This is a genomic window from Ancylobacter moscoviensis (assembly GCF_007559435.1).
Classification (GTDB): Bacteria; Pseudomonadota; Alphaproteobacteria; order Rhizobiales; family Xanthobacteraceae; genus Ancylobacter; species Ancylobacter moscoviensis.
The window spans coordinates 467,342-484,525 of the sequence record NZ_VMBP01000003.1 but is presented as its reverse complement, the minus strand read 5'-3'; the positions used below and the strand labels follow the sequence as shown (position 1 = coordinate 484,525).

Annotated in this window: 15 protein-coding genes; 5 read left to right on the top strand and 10 right to left on the bottom strand. The window is 68.9% G+C overall.

The window, feature by feature from the left end; all coding sequences use genetic code 11:
- Window positions 1-356: 356 nt before the first annotated feature.
- From gyrB to FO470_RS12315, 10 genes are all read right to left on the bottom strand, one after another.
- Window positions 357-2,795, bottom strand: a complete 2,439-nt coding sequence (gene gyrB, locus FO470_RS12360) for a DNA topoisomerase (ATP-hydrolyzing) subunit B (RefSeq protein ID WP_144343248.1) — start codon at window positions 2,793-2,795, stop codon at window positions 357-359.
- A gap of 57 nt (window positions 2,796-2,852) precedes the next feature.
- Window positions 2,853-3,467, bottom strand: a complete 615-nt coding sequence (locus tag FO470_RS12355) for a LysE family translocator (protein WP_144343247.1) — start codon at window positions 3,465-3,467, stop codon at window positions 2,853-2,855.
- Between the two features lie 133 nt (window positions 3,468-3,600).
- Entirely contained in the window at window positions 3,601-4,785 is a 1,185-nt protein-coding gene (recF, locus tag FO470_RS12350) for a DNA replication/repair protein RecF (RefSeq protein ID WP_144343246.1), read from the bottom strand.
- Complete coding sequence (dnaN, locus tag FO470_RS12345; RefSeq protein WP_144343245.1) at window positions 4,782-5,897, bottom strand: DNA polymerase III subunit beta; 1,116 nt, start codon at window positions 5,895-5,897, stop codon at window positions 4,782-4,784. The genes recF and dnaN overlap by 4 nt, the downstream gene beginning before the upstream one ends.
- A 273-nt stretch (window positions 5,898-6,170) precedes the next feature.
- Window positions 6,171-7,592, bottom strand: coding sequence for a chromosomal replication initiator protein DnaA (gene dnaA / locus FO470_RS12340; RefSeq protein WP_144343244.1), 1,422 nt, complete (start codon window positions 7,590-7,592; stop codon window positions 6,171-6,173).
- Window positions 7,593-8,832: 1,240 nt separating this feature from the next.
- Entirely contained in the window at window positions 8,833-9,099 is a 267-nt protein-coding gene (gene rpsT, locus FO470_RS12335) for a 30S ribosomal protein S20 (protein WP_144343243.1), read from the bottom strand.
- A gap of 204 nt (window positions 9,100-9,303) precedes the next feature.
- Window positions 9,304-10,077: an enoyl-CoA hydratase gene (locus tag FO470_RS12330; RefSeq protein WP_144343242.1), complete on the bottom strand. Its 774-nt coding sequence runs from the start codon at window positions 10,075-10,077 to the stop codon at window positions 9,304-9,306.
- Between the two features lie 62 nt (window positions 10,078-10,139).
- On the bottom strand, window positions 10,140-11,039 hold the full coding sequence (gene mutM, locus FO470_RS12325; protein ID WP_144343241.1) for a bifunctional DNA-formamidopyrimidine glycosylase/DNA-(apurinic or apyrimidinic site) lyase: 900 nt from the start codon (window positions 11,037-11,039) through the stop codon (window positions 10,140-10,142).
- 47 nt (window positions 11,040-11,086) lie between these two features.
- Window positions 11,087-11,734, bottom strand: a complete 648-nt coding sequence (locus FO470_RS12320) for an HAD-IA family hydrolase (RefSeq protein WP_246659575.1) — start codon at window positions 11,732-11,734, stop codon at window positions 11,087-11,089.
- Between the two features lie 10 nt (window positions 11,735-11,744).
- A complete protein-coding gene (locus FO470_RS12315; protein ID WP_144343240.1) occupies window positions 11,745-12,260 on the bottom strand; it encodes an invasion associated locus B family protein in 516 nt (171 codons plus the stop codon).
- Window positions 12,261-12,568: 308 nt separating this feature from the next.
- On the opposite strand from FO470_RS12315, the gene coxB reads away from it, so the two are divergent.
- From coxB to FO470_RS12290, 5 genes are all read left to right on the top strand, one after another.
- A complete protein-coding gene (gene coxB, locus FO470_RS12310; protein ID WP_144343239.1) occupies window positions 12,569-13,474 on the top strand; it encodes a cytochrome c oxidase subunit II in 906 nt (301 codons plus the stop codon).
- A gap of 65 nt (window positions 13,475-13,539) precedes the next feature.
- Entirely contained in the window at window positions 13,540-15,132 is a 1,593-nt protein-coding gene (gene ctaD / locus FO470_RS12305) for a cytochrome c oxidase subunit I (RefSeq protein ID WP_144343238.1), read from the top strand.
- A 196-nt stretch (window positions 15,133-15,328) separates the two neighbouring features.
- Complete coding sequence (locus FO470_RS12300) at window positions 15,329-16,282, top strand: heme o synthase (RefSeq protein ID WP_144343237.1); 954 nt, start codon at window positions 15,329-15,331, stop codon at window positions 16,280-16,282.
- A 22-nt stretch (window positions 16,283-16,304) separates the two neighbouring features.
- Window positions 16,305-16,526 (top strand): hypothetical protein, encoded by a 222-nt coding sequence (locus FO470_RS12295; RefSeq protein WP_144343236.1) that lies wholly within the window; start codon window positions 16,305-16,307, stop codon window positions 16,524-16,526.
- A 7-nt stretch (window positions 16,527-16,533) separates the two neighbouring features.
- Entirely contained in the window at window positions 16,534-17,154 is a 621-nt protein-coding gene (locus tag FO470_RS12290) for a cytochrome c oxidase assembly protein (RefSeq protein WP_144343235.1), read from the top strand.
- Window positions 17,155-17,184 lie beyond the last annotated feature (30 nt).

Here is a 17,184-nt window from a genome sequence, read left to right as displayed (position 1 = left end):
CGGGGAAGCGGGGGTGCGCGGGCCCGACCGGGGCTGTGCGGTGGTGCGGGGGGGGCGGGCCGCGAAAAGACCGCCCCCAGGGGCCCCGGGCCTGGGCCCGGCCACCCATGACGTCGACGGGATGGGGAAACGGATGAGCGCAAGACCACCCGATCAGGATATTCACCGAGGGGCGTGCCCCGGGAGCCGCTCTTAACCTCTCCCCACCGGGGAGAGGTCGCCGCGCAGCGGCGGGTGAGGGGGGCGCACGCTTGCGGAGCATCGACGCCCCTCACCCCAACCCTCTCCTCCACGGGAAGAGGGAGTTCGCCGCAGACGACCTCGGCTCTCGCCGCAGGACGGCGACGATCTTTCGGTCAGACGTCCACGCTCGCCCGCAGCGCGTTGTCCTGGATGAACTCGCGGCGGGGCTCCACCACGTCGCCCATCAGGCGGTTGAACAGGTCGTCGGCATCGGCGACCTCCTTCACCTTCACCTGCAGCAGCGAGCGGGCGTTGACGTCGAGCGTCGTCTCCCACAGCTGCTCGGCGTTCATCTCGCCGAGGCCTTTGTAGCGCTGCAGCGCGATGCCCTTGCGGCCGGCGTCGGTCACCGCGTCGAACAGGTCCATCGGGCCGTAGACCACCGTGTCGGCGCCCTTGCGGCGCAGCGTGGCCGGCTCGGCGTGCACTTCCTGAAGTTCGGCGGCGAGCGTGTCGAGGCGGCGCGCCTCGGCCGAGCCGACGAAGGTGGCGTCGAGCACCGCCACTTCCTTCACGCCGCGCACCGTGCGGGTGAAGGTGAAGCCGGCGCCGTCCGCCGTGCCGGTCCAGCCGCGCTCGGTGTCATCGGCGATGGTGTCGAGCCGCCCGGCGATGGCCGTGGCGGTCGCGGCGGCCCGCTCCTCGTCGAGCAGCAGGCCGGGGGCGAAGGCGCCGGCGATGGCGGCCTGCTCGACCACGGCGCGGTTGTAGCGCGGGTGCAGCACGTTCATCACGTGGCGGAAGGTACGGGCGGCCTCCAGCGCGTGGCGCAGGTCGCCGCCGGCGCGCACCTCGCCGGAGGTGAGCAGCAGCGAAGCGTCCTCGAGGCCCTGGTTGATCAGGTAGTCCTCGAGCGAGCGCTCGTCCTTCAGATACTGCTCGGACTTGCCGCGCGAGACCTTGTAGAGCGGCGGCTGGGCGATATAGACGTGCCCGCGATCCAGAAGTTCCGGCATCTGCCGGAAGAAGAAGGTCAGCAGAAGTGTGCGGATATGGGAGCCGTCCACGTCCGCGTCCGTCATGATGATGATCTTGTGGTAGCGCAGCTTGTCGACGTTGAAGTCGTCGCGGCCGATGCCGGTGCCGAGCGCGGTGATCAGCGTGCCGATCATCTCGGAGGACAGCATCTTGTCGAAGCGCGCGCGCTCCACGTTCAGGATCTTGCCGCGCAGCGGCAGGATCGCCTGGAAGGCGCGGTTGCGGCCCATCTTGGCCGAGCCGCCGGCCGAGTCGCCCTCGACGATGAACAGCTCGGACTTGGCCGGGTCGCGTTCCTGGCAGTCGGCGAGCTTGCCGGGCAGGGAGGCGACGTCGAGCGGGTTCTTGCGGCGGGTGAGTTCACGCGCCTTGCGCGCGGCCTCGCGGGCGGCGGCGGCTTCCACCACCTTGGTCACCAGCGACTTGCCCTCGGCGGGGTGCTCTTCCAGCCAGGCGCCGAGCGCCTCGTTGACGAGCGCCTCGACCACCGGGCGCACCTCGGAGGAGACCAGCTTGTCCTTGGTCTGCGAGGAGAATTTCGGGTCCGGCACCTTCACCGAGAGCACGGCGGTCAGGCCCTCGCGGCAGTCCTCGCCGGTGGGCTCGACCTTCTCCTTCTTGGCGATGCCCGAGCGCTCGGAATAGCCGATCACCTGCCGCGTCAGCGCGGCGGCGAAGCCGGTGAAGTGGGTGCCGCGGTCGCGCTGCGGGATGTTGTTGGTGAAGCACAGCACGTTCTCGTGGTAGCTGTCGTTCCACGACATCGCGCATTCGACGCTGATGCCGTCCTTCTCGGCGCGGATCACGATCGGCTTGGGCAGCAGCGCCTGCTTGGAGCGGTCGAGATACTGCACGAAGGCCTCGACGCCGCCCTCATACATCATCTCCTCGCGCTTCACCTCGGCATGGCGCGCGTCGGTCAGCACGATGCGCACGCCCGAGTTCAGGAAGGCGAGCTCGCGCAGCCGGTGCTCCAGCGTGGCGTAGTCGAATTCGATATGGGTGAAGGTCGCGGGGCTCGGCACGAAGGTGACCATGGTGCCGCGCCGGCCCTCAGGCGCCGGGCCCTTCACCGCCAGCGGCGCCTCGGCGTCGCCGTGGCGGAAGCGGATGTGGTGCTCCAGCCCGTTGCGCCAGATGGTCAGGTCGAGCGTGGTGGACAGCGCGTTCACCACCGAGACGCCGACGCCGTGCAGGCCGCCGGAGACCTTGTAGGAGTTCTGGTTGAACTTACCGCCGGCATGCAGCTGGGTCATGATGACCTCGGCTGCGGACACGCCCTCTTCCGGGTGGATGTCGGTCGGGATGCCGCGGCCGTTGTCGGTCACGGTGACCGAGCCCTCGGCGTTGAGCGTCACCGTCACCTCGTCGGCATAGCCCGCCAGCGCCTCGTCGATGGCGTTGTCCACCACCTCGTAGACCATGTGGTGCAGGCCGGAGCCGTCATCGGTGTCGCCGATATACATGCCCGGGCGCTTGCGCACGGCGTCGAGGCCGCGGAGCACCTGGATCGACTGCGCGCCATAATCCTCTCCATTCGAGGACGGGGCGGCGGCGTTGTCGGGTTCGGCCATGGATATCAGCTCTACGAATCGTTTGAATTGACAGAGATTTATAGCGCAATCGCGCGGTTATTTCGTGGCCACCAGAACCGCCGCGCCCGCCATGGCGGTGCCGCAGGCCCGGTTCACCAGCCGCACGCCGCGCGCGCTGCCGACGAAGTGCCGGGCCCGGTGCGCCAGCGCCACATAGGTGCTGAACACCAGCGCCAGCACCACGGCGATGATGCCCGAAAGCTCGGCGAAGCCGAGCACGGTCAGGCGGTTGAGGTCGACGATGGTCGGCAGCAAAGCGAGATAGAAGGCCATCGCCTTGGGGTTGCCGAGCGTCATGCCGAGCCCGGTGAGGAACAGGCCGAAGCGGGAATCCGTCTCGCGGATCTGCACGGCCTCGCCGATCTGCGCCTGTGCCGTCCAGAGCTTCCAGGCGAGATGGACGAGATAGCCGGCCGCCGCGAGCCGCACGAGGAAGAACAGCGAGCCCAGCGCCGCCGCCAGCGCCGCCAGGCCCAGTGCCGCGGCCGCCAGCCACACCATGTCGCCCAGCACGATGCCGGCGACCAGCGGCGCCGCGCCCTCGCGTCCGCGCACCAGCGTCCGCGCGATGATCGCGATCACGCTCGGTCCGGGGGAGGCGGCGGCCAGCGCCAGCGCGGCGGCGAAGATGAGGAGGTCGATGACGGCCATGATGCCCTAACGTGCGTGCGCACTTGCGTGCACGGCTGTTCACACGCGTACGTACGCGCGCGAGGCCCCTCAGATACGCCTTCGGGGCGCGGAATTCAAGATTCCGCGCCGTATGCAGGGCACGCCGCGCGGCCTATCGCGCATCCGGGGGCATCGCCTCGACACGCCCCGGCGTCACCGCGAAGCGTTCGGCCCGCGCGTCCAGCGCGGCGAAGGCGGAAGGGTCGGCGCCGGTCATCCACACCTGCCCGCCCAGCGCGTCGAGCGCCTCGAACAGCGCGGCCCGGCGGGCGGGGTCGAGATAGGCGACGACGTCGTCGAGCAGCATCACCGGCGCCATGCCGGCCATCTCGCCGACGAGGCGTGCATGGGCGAGGGCGAGGCCGATCAGCAGCGCCTTCTGCTCGCCCGTCGAGCCCTGCGCAGCCGAAATCGCCTTGGGGCCGTGGCCGACGATCAGGTCGGTGAGGTGCGGGCCGTCCAGCGTGCGGCCGGCGGCGCGATCGCGGGGACGCGCGGCGCGCAGCGTGGCGCGGTACTGGTCCTCGACCACGGTCGCCGGCTCGCGCCCCAGCGCCCGCTCCACCTCGCCCTCCAGCGCCACCGTCGCCCAGGGAAAGGGGGAGGCGTTGTCGGGGGCGGCCTCGCGCCCCTTCGCGATGCCGGCGGCGAGGCGCCGCACGGTTTCCAGCCGCGCCGCCGCCACCGCCACGGCCAGCGCCGCCAGTTCCTGCTCGACGGCGTCGAGATAGCGCGGATCGGTGGAGGGCTCTTCCAGCAGCCGGTTGCGCGCCCGCAGCGCCCGCTCCAGCGCGTTCACCCGCGCGCCGTGCTCGGCGTCCACCGCCAGCACCAGCCGGTCGAGAAAGCGGCGGCGTTCGGAAGGCGGGCCGAGGAACAGCCCGTCCATGTCCGGCGTCAGCCATGTCACCCGCACATGGTCGGCGAAGGCGGCGGCGGAGCCCACCGGCTCGCCGTCGACGCGGCAGCGGCGCGTGCGGGCCTCGCCGTCGGGCTCGACGCCGGTGCCGAGCGTGACCTCGCCATAGGCGCCCTCGACCACCGCCGAGACCGCCCATCCGGCCGCCGGCGTCCCGTCCGGCCCGCGCGCGGCGAACTGGTCGAGCGAGGCGCGCCGCAGCCCGCGCCCCGGCGCAAGCAGCGAGATGGCTTCGAGGAGGTTGGTCTTGCCGGCGCCGTTGGGGCCGGTCAGCACCACCGGCCCGGCACCGGCCCGCAGCTCCGCGACATGGTAGCTGCGGAAATCCGTCAGTCGCAGGCGGGTGATGCGGGCGGGCGGGGTCGTGCGGGGGCTCACACGCGCATCGGCATCAGCACGTAGAGCGCGCCGCGCTTGTCCGGGTCCTGCACCAGGGTGGGGGAGCCCGGATCGGCGAGCTTCAGCTCGGCCGTGCCGCCTTCGATCTGCGAGGTGATGTCGAGCAAATAGCGGCTGTTGAAGCCGATATCGATCGGCTCGGCGGCATACTCGACCTCGATCTCCTCGGTCGCGCTGCCCGAATCCGGGTTGGTGACGGAGAGGGTCAGCTTGCCGTCGGCGATGGAGAGCTTCACCGCCCGGCCGCGCTCGCTCGCCACGGTCGACACGCGGTCGACGGCCGAGGCGAAGTCGGCCTTGTCCACCACCAGCGTCTTGTCGTTGCCGAGCGGGATCACGCGGCCATAATCCGGGAAGGTGCCGTCGATCAGCTTGGAGGTCAGCACCACGCGGTCGAGCGAGATGCGGATCTTGGAGCTGGAAAGCTCCACCGTCACTTCGGCGTCGGCGTCCTCGGCGAGGCGCTGGATCTCGGCGACCGCCTTGCGCGGCACGATCACGCCGGGCATGCCGGTGGCGCCGGCGGGCGCCGTCGTCTGCGCCTGCGCCAGGCGGTGGCCGTCGGTCGCCACCGCGCGCAGCACCGGGCCGCCGGCGTCGGCGACGTGCAGGTAGATGCCGTTCAGATAATAGCGGGTCTCTTCGGTCGAGATGGCGAACTGCGTCTTGTCGACGAGCCGCTTCAGCTCGCCGGCCGGCAGGGTGAAACTGTGCGTCATCTCGCCGGCGGCGAGGTCCGGGAACTCGGTCTCGGGCAGGGTCTGCAGCGCGAAGCGCGAGCGGCCGGCGCGCACGGTCAGCGTGCCGCGGTCGCCGGAGGTCTCGATCTGCACCTGCGAGCCCTCGGGGAGCTTGCGGACGATGTCGTAGATGGTGTGCGCCGGCACGGTGGTGGCGCCTTCCTGGCCCACCTCGGCCGGGATCGTCTCGACGATCTCGATGTCGAGGTCGGTGGCGCGCAGCGCGAGGCCGCGCGCATCGGTGCGCATCAGCACGTTGGCGAGGATCGGAATGGTGTTGCGCCGCTCGACGACACGATGAACGTGGGCCAGAGACTTGAGCAACTCGGCCCGCTCGACGGTGACCTTCATGGCCGCGACACCCGTGGCTTTACGAGAAAAGGAACGCGCACGGGGCGCGGCTGGCTGGGCTCGCCCGGCCATGCGCCCCGGGCGGACGGCGCGGGCGCGCCGCCGGGGGCGTCGACATTGCCGTCAGCGGCGTGCCAAGGCAAGCGGCGCTCCCTGTGGAAGCGCTGAATTGGTGGGGAAATCTGCGGGAATGACGGGGAAAGCGCCCGGCGGCCCGCAATGCGGCCTCGCCCGGCGCTCGCTCCGATGGGCGCCGGCGCGCGGCGCCCCTTCTCACTCGTCGTTCACCAGTCGCTTCAGCGTCTCGACCTCTTCGGCCAGCACGCGGTCGGTGCCCACCAGCCCGTCGATCTTGCGCACGGCGTGCAGCACGGTGGTGTGGTCGCGCCCGCCGAAGCGCCGGCCGATCTCCGGCAGCGAGCGCAGGGTCAGCGTCTTGGCGAGGTACATCGCGATCTGGCGCGGCTTCACCACATTGGCGGTGCGGCGCTGCGAAAGGATGTCGGCACGGCTGACATTGTAGTGCTTGGCGACGATGCGCAGGATGTCGTCGACGCGCACGCGCTTGGGCTCGCTGGAGCGCACGAGGTCGCGCACGGCGGTCTCGGCCATTTCCAGCGTGATGGCGCGGGAGGTGAGTTGGTTGTGCGCCAGCAGGCGGTTCAGCGCGCCGTCGAGGTCGCGGCCGTTCTGGCCGCAATTACGGGCGATGAAGTTCAGCACGTCCGGCGGCACGGTGAAGCCGGGATGCTGCTGGGCGAGCATGGCGACGCGGGCCGAGAGTATCTCCAGCTTCAGTTCCTCGTCGAGCGGGGCGATCTCCACCACCAGCCCGCCGGCAAGGCGCGAGCGCACGCGCTCTTCCAGCGCGTCGAGTTCCGCCGGCGGACGGTCGGCGGCGATCACCACCTGACGGCCGGAATCCATCAGCGCGTTGAGCGTGTGGCAGAATTCCTGCTGCACGCTCTTGCCCTGCAGGAACTGCAGGTCGTCGATCACCAGCGTGTCGATGCCGCGCAGCTGCTCCTTGAAGGCGAGCGCCGACTGGCTCTTCAGCGCGGCGACGAAGCCGTACATGAAGCGCTCGGCGGTGAGGTAGACGACGCGGCGGCCCTTGTCGGCGCCGGCGGCGGCGATGGCCTGCAGGAGGTGCGTCTTGCCGAGGCCGACGGCGGCATGGAGATAGAGCGGGTTGAACACCGGCCCACTGCCGACCGCCGCGTCCGCCACCTTCTGCGCCGCCGCATGGGCGAGGCGGTTGGAGTCGCCCAGCCGATAGGTCGCGAAGGTCAGGCGCGGGTCGAGCGGCGAGCCGTTCGAGACCTCGGCCGAATTGGCGGTGACCGCGGCGGACGCGTTCGCCGGCTCGGCGGCGGGGGCGCGGGTCGCGACGGCCGGCGTCACGGTGCGGATGGTCGCCGGCGCGCTGCCGGGCGCGCGCAGCACGGCGGTGCGCACGATCAGCTCGACGCGGTCGGCCGAGGCCTCTTCCTGCCAGAGCGAGGCGAGGCGCTCGATATAGTGCTGCTGGATCCAGGTCTTCAGGAAGCGCGTGGGCACGGAGAGCCGCACCGTGCCGTCATGGATGCCGTCCAGTTCGAGGCGCGGGAACCAGCTCGAATAGACCTCTTCGCCGATCTCGGCGCGCAGGCGCCGGCGAACGCGGTCCCAGGCCCCACGGGCATCGGCGTCCAAACCTGCCCGGGCTCCGGCTCGTGCGGCCGCGCCGGAAAACGGGCCCTGGCCTGAGGGTTCGATGCCATCGGATTTGAACATGATCGCTCCGCGTTTCTTGTGCGGTTGTTGGGAAAGCACGAAGGGGGACGACACCGCAGCGATGGCTTGCGCGGCCATCGGGGTCGGGCACCCTTCAATGCGCATGGAAAGGCTGACGCGCCTTCAGCAGGCCGTCCGTCAATCGCTCGGCGATGTCCTTAGACGACCGGAGTGGAAGCCTCAACCGGGAGGCTTGCCGAAGAAGACCTGGGGCTCGGAACAGACGTCGCCTGACAGAGGGTCCGGTGATTGATCGTGGCAGATCTGCATGTTCGCCGTGGGATCGGCGATGCAATCTGGGCACGCACCCTCGCGCGCGTTCGTTCGCGTCATCATAGCAGCCCCTTTACGGCAAGTTCGTTTGCCGCCCTAAACAGTCTTCGTTTTTATAAGTGCAACTATATAAGCACGCTGTTACGCACTACACGTGTGGGTTCTCCCCGGTTGCCCGAGGAGACGTGTGGTTTCGCAAGAAACATTGCGAAATGCCGAGGAGTACGGGTGATGATTACAGCACACGACGCGCTCCTCACGGTGAAATGAGCAGTTCGAAAACTCAACTTTTCGCTGAGGTGCCCGGCGGAACCGGATGAACTCACCATACACAGGCCCCCCCTCCGGTGCAACGCCGTTGGTGCAGATGAGAGCTGTTCGAGGCGCGCAGGCGGGGTGATTCGGCCGCCCAAAAAAGAACCATCAGTCGGCAAATCTCTGAGTCACTTGCAAGATTCAGCGGGCTCGGATGACGGGTCTTTCCGCAGCTAATTTTCCCTCCCGCAGCGCGGTCGGGGCGTGGGGCGTGCCGATTCGGAAGGTGGGTTCCGGCGTGGGGAATAAGGTATTGAGATATATTGCATATTTTTGCGCGACGGATTGCGGCGAAATCGGCTCCGTATGAGCTGCTGCGCCTGCTTCGTGCGTTCGGAAGAGTCAAGTCTGCGCGGGAGTCATTAACCGGTTCCTTCCGGTTCGTTAACGTCGTGTGACAGTTGGGCAACGGCGTCCACGACGGCTCCATGACATCCCGCCCCGCGCCTCCCGCCGCCCGTCCGGAGGCGCTGGCCTCGGCGGTGGCAAACGCAAAAAGCCCGGCACGACGGCCGGGCTTTCTGCAAACTTGCGGTTGTGTGTCGCTAGGGAAGCGACCGGCCGCCGAAACTCAGGCGCTGAGCTTGGCGAGGCGCTGCGTCAGGCGCGAGACCTTCCGCGAAGCGGTGTTCTTGTGCAGCACGCCCTTCTGGGCGGCGCGCATGATTTCCGGCTCGGCGGCCTTCAGCGCGACGCCGGCGGCGTCCTTGTCGCCGGCGGCGATGGCTTCCTCGACCTTGCGGACGAAGGTGCGCATCCGCGAGCGGCGGTTCTTGTTGATCTCCGTGCGGCGCTCGATCTTGCGAGCCGCCTTCTTGGCGGAGGGCGTATTGGCCATCGGCCGTCCTCTTCGTCGTCGCAGGAAACGGCGATCGCCGCTCGTCCCGGAATTCGGTTGCAAAGGATAAAGCGGAGCCAACCCGGAGGAGCCCCGCGCGAGTGGCGGGCTTATAGTCGGAGGGCGCGGTGCCGTCAATATGAAAGGCGCGCACCAGCCCTGCACGGGAGGGGTTTCGCGCGCCTCGTCCTTACGGCGCAAACCTTACCGGTTCTGAAACGAGGCGCCCCGCTTCTCGGCGAAGGCGGCCATGCCTTCCTTCTGGTCGGCGGTGGCGAACAGCGCCTGGAACAGCCGGCGCTCGAATCGGATGCCCTCGGCGAGCGTCGTCTCGAAGGCGCGGTTGACGCTCTCCTTGGCCATCATCACCGAGGGGAGGGAGAGGCCGGCGATGGTCTCGGCGACCTTCATCGCCTCGGCACGCAGCTCAGCCAGCGGCACCACCCGCGAGACCAGGCCGTAGCGGTCGGCCTCCTCGGCGGTCAGCGTGCGCCCGGTGAGGCACATCTCCATCGCCTTGGCCTTGCCGATGGCGCGGGTGAGGCGCTGCGAGCCGCCGGCCCCCGGCAGGATGCCGAGCTGGATCTCCGGCTGCCCGAAGCGGGCATTGTCGGCGGCGAGGATGATGTCGCACATCATGGCGATCTCGCAGCCGCCGCCGAGCGCATAGCCCGCCACCGCCGCGACCACCGGCTTGCGGCAGCGCGACAGCCGCTCCCAGCTGGTGATGAAGTCGTCCGTGTAGGTCGCCGGGAAGGCCAGCGGCTGCATTTCCTTGATGTCGGCGCCGGCGGCGAAGGCGCGCTCGGAGCCGGTGAGGATGATGCAGCCGATGCCGGCATCCGCCTCGAAGGCGTCGAGCGCCCGGCCGAGTTCGGCGATCAGTTCCCCGTTCAGCGCGTTCAGCGCCTTCGGGCGGTTGAGGGTGATGACGCCGACGCGCCCGTTGGTCTCGACGAGAATGTTGTCATAGGCCATGGCGCGGCGTCTCCTCTCGCGTGGCATGGGGTGTCGGCGGCAGGCTACCGCAGAGCGGCAGGCTAGCGCTGACAGGCGGCACAATAAAAGGTCGAGCGCCCGCTCTGCACAAGCCGGGCGATGGTGCCCCGGCAGCCGGGGTTCAGGCAGGCCTCGCCCTCGCGGTCATAGGCGCGGAAGGTGTGCTGGAAATAGCCGAGCGTGCCGTCCACCTGCGCGTGGTCGCGCAGCGTCGAGCCGCCGGCGGCGATGGCCTCCTCCAGCACCAGCCGGATGGTCTCGACCAGACGGCGCGCGGCGGCGGTCGGCTTGCCGGCGGCGGTGACGAGGCTCGCCGCCGGCCGCTCGGGAGAGAGGCCGGCGCGGTGCAGTGCCTCGCACACATAGATGTTGCCGAGCCCGGCCACGACCTTCTGGTCGAGCAGCGCCGCCTTCAGCGGGGCGCGCCGTCCGGCCAGCTCCCGCGCCAGGCTCTGCGCGTCGAAGCCGCCGCCGAGCGGCTCGGGGCCGATGTCGCGGAACAGCGGATGTTCATCGAGAGCGGCGCGCGGCACCAGCAGCATGGCGCCGAAGCGGCGCGGATCGTTGTAGATCACCTCGACGCCGCCCTCGAGGCGGAAGACGACATGGTCGTGAGCGGCGGCCTTGGAGCGCGCCATGACGAAGTCGCCCGGCGTCTGCGGGATGCCCGCGTCGGGTTCGATGCGGAACGAGCCGGACATGCCCAGATGCATCACCAGCACCTCGGGCGTCCCCTCGGCGCCGGCGTCGAGGTCGGCCAGCAGGTATTTGGCGCGCCGGCCGAGGCGCAGGATGCGTCGGCCGGTCAGCCGCTCGGCGAAGCGCTCGGGCAGCGGCCAGCGCAGGTCCGGGCGGCGGGCGACGGCGGCGAGGATGCGCCGGTCCTCCATGACCGGGGCGAGGCCGCGCCGGACGGTCTCGACTTCAGGAAGCTCGGGCATGGCCGGCGGACCTCACGCGGGGAACGGCAATCGGCAGGGACACTTTATTATATGGGGAGCAGCCCCAGCTCCCGCAGGAAGCCGCGCAGCTCGTCCACGTCGCGGAAGCAGTGCGCCCTCAGCCCGGCGGCGATGGCGCCTTCCACATTGGCGCTCTTGTCGTCGATCATCACCGCGTCGGCCGGGTCGACGCCGTAGAGCGCGGCGAGGCCTTTATATATGGCGGGGTCGGGCTTCTTGCTGCCGAACTCGGCGGCGACGTGCATGGCCGGGCCGAACAGCGCGCGCAGCCCCGGCACCAGCACGTCGAAATGCTCCTTCATGATGTGGCCGTTATTGGTCAGCAGCGCGATGGGCACGCGGGCGCGCACCTGCGCCACCAGCCCCAGCACCTCCATGTCGAGCGTCATGGCGAGGGCGCGCGTGCGCAGCCATTCGGCGCGACCGAAGGGGATGCCGATCGCCCCGGCGATGGCGGAGAGATAGGCGTCGGGCATCAGCGCCCCGACATCGGAGGCCTCCTCGATCCCGCTGGTCCAGATCAGCCGCTCGACATCGGCGACCGTAAGCCCCGCCATCGCGCCGATGGCGGCGCGCCGCGCGTCGACGTCGTAGCGCAGCAGCACGTCGTCCATGTCGAAGATGACGAGGCGCGGCGGAGCGGGAGGGGGTGTGTCGGAGGGGGCGGGGGGCACCTGCGCCTCCTCACGGAAGCGCGTCGAAGCCTTCGCCGAAGCCCTTGAGGCTGAGCGGGATGCCGATGCCTTCCTCCGGCGTCTGGAAGACGATGAAGGTGGCGTTCTGGCCGGTGCGCATCTGGCCGATCAGCTTGTCGTCCATCACCACCTCGGCGACGCAGCCATTGGGCACGCAACGCACGAAGCCGGCGCGGCCGACATCGACGTTGTCGATCTTCAGCCCGAGGCCGGAGGGCAGCAGCACGCCGAGCGGGGCGAGCACGCGCAGCAGGCGGCTCTTCTGGTCGATGGTCTTCAGCACGATGACGGTGAGGCCGACATTCGGGCGGTCGTCCGCCTGCACGCTCTGCAACAGCACGCACTGTTCGGCCTGCGCTCCGGGCGGCGTGTCGCAGCGTATCTGCCATTCGCCGTGCACCGAGCGCACGACACCCTGGGCCGACGCATGGTCGGCGGTGGCCAGAAGGGCTGCGACGGCAAGCACCGCAAAAAAGGCTGAACGGAGTGCCGCGAGGCCGGGCATGGCTCTCTCCTGAAAATGTCGTCCGGTATGTCTTCTAAAGAATCGCCAGCCGGGGACAAGGCGAATCGTCGCCGTATCCCCGCCGACGCCGTCAGGCAGGAGCGGGTACAACGCCCGAGCGCGATGTCAAGAATGCGGCGCCGGGGCTCGCCTTGCAGGTAGAACAGTTCCAGGCACCCGACGTCATGTCGCAGGAGCAGGGGGGCTCCGGTGCGTTGCTCAGGTGTCCTTTTTGTGTTTGATGAAGATCAAATGCCACTGGCCCGACACGCGATCGCCATCGCCGTTACCGGGTCGCGGGGAGTTGAATGGGAGTGACGTTCGCGATGAAATCGTGGATCCGCAACACGGCGCGTATGGCCGCCGGCTTTGCCGGAGCGGTCTTCGGCCTGCTGGTGCTGCTTGGCACGGGGGCCGCGCTGGCCGGCACGGGACAGCCGTCGCCGTGGCAGATCAATCTTCAGGGGGCGGCCTCTCCGGTGATGGAGAGCATTCACTCCTTCCACTTCTTCCTTCTGGTGATCATCGTCGCCGTCGTCCTGCTGGTGCTGGTGCTGCTGATCGTCGTGATGGTGAAGTTCAACGAGAAGGCCAATCCGGTGCCTTCGCGGACGACGCACAACACCCTCATCGAGGTGGTGTGGACGGTCGTGCCGGTGCTGATCCTCGTGGCGATCGCGATTCCCTCGTTCCGTCTGCTCTTCCTGCAGCTCGACCTGCCGAAGGCGGACCTCACCGTGAAGGTGACGGGCCACCAGTGGTACTGGTCCTACGAGTATCCCGATAACGGCGCCTTCGCCTTCGACAGCATGATGGTGCAGACCGCCGACCTGCAGCCCGGCCAGCCGCGTCTGCTGGCGGTCGACAACGAGGTCGTGGTGCCGGTCAACAAGGTGATCCGCATCCAGGTCACCGCCGCCGACGTCATCCATTCCTTCGCCCTGCCGTCCTTCGGCGTGAAGATCGACGCCCTGCCGGGCCGCCTGAACGAGAGCTGGTTCCAGGCGACGAAGGAGGGGGTGTATTATGGTCAGTGCTCGGAACTCTGCGGCAAGGACCACGCGTTCATGCCGATCGCGATCCGCGTCGTGAGCGAGGCGGATTTCGCCAGCTGGGTCGAGGAGGCCAAGCAGAAGTTCGCGGCGGTTGACGCGCCTGCGCCGCAGGTCGCGCAGATCGAGCCGGCCGCCGGGGTGGCCATCTCGGCGCGCTGAGGCGCGCCGATACCGCGATTTAGAGTTTCGAAGCGCGCGAGAGCGCGCGAATGAGGGACGGTTCTATGGCAAACGCAGCCGGTCACGCGGGCGATCCGACGGGTTGGAAGCGCTGGGTCTACTCGACCAACAACAAGGACATCGGCCTGATGTACCTGATCTTCGCCATCGTGGCGGGGATCGTGGGCGGCATCCTGTCCATCGGCATCCGCATGGAGCTGCAGGAGCCGGGGATGCAGATCTTCGCCGATCCGCAGACCTTCAACGTGTTCACCACCGGCCACGGCCTCATCATGATCTTCTTCATGGTGATGCCGGCGATGATCGGCGGCTACGGCAACTATTTCGTGCCGCTGATGATCGGCGCGCCGGACACCGCCTTCCCGCGCATCAACAACGTGGCCTTCTGGCTGCTGCCGCCTTCCTTCGCGCTGGCGATCATGTCGCTCTTCGTCGAGGGCGCGGCCGGCTCCACCGGCTTCGGCGGCGGCTGGACGATCTATCCGCCGCTCTCCTCCAAGCTCGGCCATCCCGGCCCGGCGATGGACCTGCTGATCCTGGCGCTGCATCTGTCGGGCGCGTCCTCGATCCTCGGCGCGATCAACCTGATCACGACGATCCTGAACATGCGCGCCCCCGGCATGACGCTGCACAAGATGCCGCTCTTCGCCTGGTCCCAGCTCGTGACCGCCTTCCTGCTGCTGCTGTCGCTGCCGGTCCTGGCGGGCGCCATCACCATGCTGCTGACGGACCGCAACTTCGGCACCACCTTCTTCGACCCGGCCGGCGGCGGTGATCCGATCCTGTTCCAGCACCTGTTCTGGTTCTTCGGCCACCCCGAGGTGTACATCCTCATCCTGCCGGGCTTCGGCATCATCTCGCACATCGTGTCGACCTTCTCGCGCAAGCCGATCTTCGGCTATCTCGGCATGGCCTACGCGATGGTCGCGATCGGCGTGGTCGGCTTCGTCGTGTGGGCGCACCACATGTACACGGTCGGCCTGTCCTCCTCGACGCAGGCCTATTTCGTCGCCGCCACGATGATCATCGCGGTGCCCACCGGCATCAAGATCTTCTCCTGGATCGCGACGATGTGGGGCGGCTCGATCTCGATGCGCGTGCCGATGCTGTGGGCGATCGGGTTCATCTTCCTGTTCACCGTCGGCGGCGTCACCGGCGTCGTGCTCTCCAACGCCGGCATCGACCGCTCGCTGCACGACACCTATTACGTGGTGGCGCACTTCCACTACGTGCTGTCGCTGGGCGCCGTGTTCGCGATCTTCGCCGGCTGGTACTACTGGGCGCCGAAGATGTTCGGCTACATGTACAGCGAGACCATCGGCAAGATTCACTTCTGGCTCACCTTCATCGGCGTGAACCTGGTGTTCTTCCCGCAGCACTTCCTCGGCCTCGCCGGCATGCCGCGCCGCTACGCGGACTATCCGGACGCCTTCGCCGGCTGGAACTTCGTCTCCTCGATCGGTTCCTACATCTCCGGCTTCGCGGTGCTGGTGTTCCTGTTCGGCATCTGGCGCATGTTCGCCAACAAGGTGCCGGCCGGCGCCAATCCGTGGGGCGAGGGTGCGACCACGCTGGAGTGGACGCTGAGCTCCCCGCCGCCCTTCCACCACTTCGACGTCCTGCCCAAGATCAAGTGATCGACCGGACGGCGTGAGGGAAAGACCCGGCGCGATTTCGGTCGCGCCGGTCGCATGAAAAGGGGAGGGCGCGCCGCTTCGGCCGCCTCCCGCAGGACCGGCGGCCGCCCCGCGCCATGCGCGCCAGCGAGCGCGCCCCGCCGGGAACGGACGCATCGCCAGGGCCGCGGCCCCGGCCCGATGCCGGAGTGAGTTGATGAGCGACGTCGCCTCGCGCGAATACGACCTGAGCCAGACCGAGCCGCGTCCGCTCGACGCGCCGTCCTATGCCTCCGTGTCGGACTACATCGCGCTGCTCAAGCCGCGCGTCATGTCGCTGGTGATCTTCACCGCGCTGGTCGGCATCGTGCGCGCGCCGGGCGAAGTGCATCCCGTCATCGCCTTCACCGCGCTGCTGTGCATCGCCATCGGCGCGGGCGCGTCGGGCGCGCTCAACATGTGGTGGGACGCCGACATCGACGCGGTGATGAGCCGCACGAAGCGCCGCCCGATCCCCGCCGGCCACGTCACCCCCGGCGAGGCGCTGGCCTTCGGCCTGACGCTCTCGGTCGGCTCGGTGCTGGTGCTCGGCCTGCTGGTCAACGAGCTTTCGGCCGCGCTGCTCGCCTTCACCATCTTCTTCTACGCCGTCGTCTACACGATGTGGCTGAAGCGCTCGACGCCGCAGAACATCGTCATCGGCGGCGCCGCCGGCGCCTTCCCGCCCATGGTGGGCTGGGCGGCCGCCTCGGGCGGCATCGGGCTGGAGAGCATCCTGCTCTTCCTCATCATCTTCTTCTGGACCCCGCCGCACTTCTGGGCGCTGGCGCTCTACAAGTCCGGCGACTACGCGCGCGCCGGCGTGCCGATGCTGCCCGTGGTGTCCGGCACCGCCGAGACGCGCCGCCAGATCCTGCTCTACACGCTCATCCTGGTGCCGCTCGCCATGTCGCCCTTCTTCCTGGGCATGGCCGGGCTCGCCTATGGCGTGGTGTCGGGCATCGCCGGCGGGCTCATGCTCCTGCTCGCCGTGCAGGTCTATCGCCGCCGCGAGGGCGCGCCGGCCGAGCAGGCCGCGCGCCGGCTCTTCGGCTTCTCGATCCTCTATCTCTTCCTGCTCTTCGCCGTCCTGCTCGTGGAAGCGGTGGCGCCGGCCGGTCTGGGGCTGTGAGCGCATGCTGGCGAGGGTGACCATGGCCGACGAGAACAAGACGCCGCAGACGCCGAAGCTACAGGCGCCGAAGCCGCAGACCCCGGCTCCCGAGATCGAGGGCGTCGTGCTCACCGAGGAGCAGAAGCGCCGCCGCCGCGCCCGCTCCGTCGCGATCGCGCTGACGCTCGCGGCGCTGTGCGTGCTGTTCTATGTCGTCACCATCGTGAAGCTCGGCCCCGCCGTGCTCATCCGGCCGTTGTGAGGGTGTGATGGCAAACGCTCCCGACCCCCGCCCCGAAACGACGCCCGCGTCGGTCCCGCGCCCGGCCCGCCGTCATCGCGTGGTGGCGCTCAGCTGCGCCGCCTTCGTCGCGACCATGGTCGGCGCCTCCTATGCCGCCGTGCCGCTCTACCAGATGTTCTGCCAGGTCACCGGCTTCGGCGGGGCGACCAAGGTGGCCGCGGCGGCGCCGGAGAAGGCGCTCGACCGCGAGGTGGAGATCCGCTTCGACGCCAATGTCGCCCCGGGCCTCGCCTGGTCCTTCGAGCCGGAGCAGCGCTCGGTGACGGTGCGCGTGGGCGAGACCAAGCTCGCCTTCTACAAGGCCACCAACCGCAGCAGCGAGCCGGTGACGGCGACCGCGACCTACAACGTGGCGCCGGCCCAGTCCGGCTACCACTTCGCCAAGATGCAGTGCTTCTGCTTCGAGGAGCAGACCCTGCAGCCGGGCGAGACGCTCGACATGCCCGTCGTCTTCTTCGTCGATCCCGCCTTCGTCGAGGATCCGGAGATGAAGGGCGTCAAGACCATCACCCTTTCCTACACCTTCTTCCCCAAGGCGACGCCTGTCGCTGCCGGCAAGGCGAAGGACGGAAAGGCACCCTTGTAGACGGGCGGAACGCCACATTGCGGCCGCGGT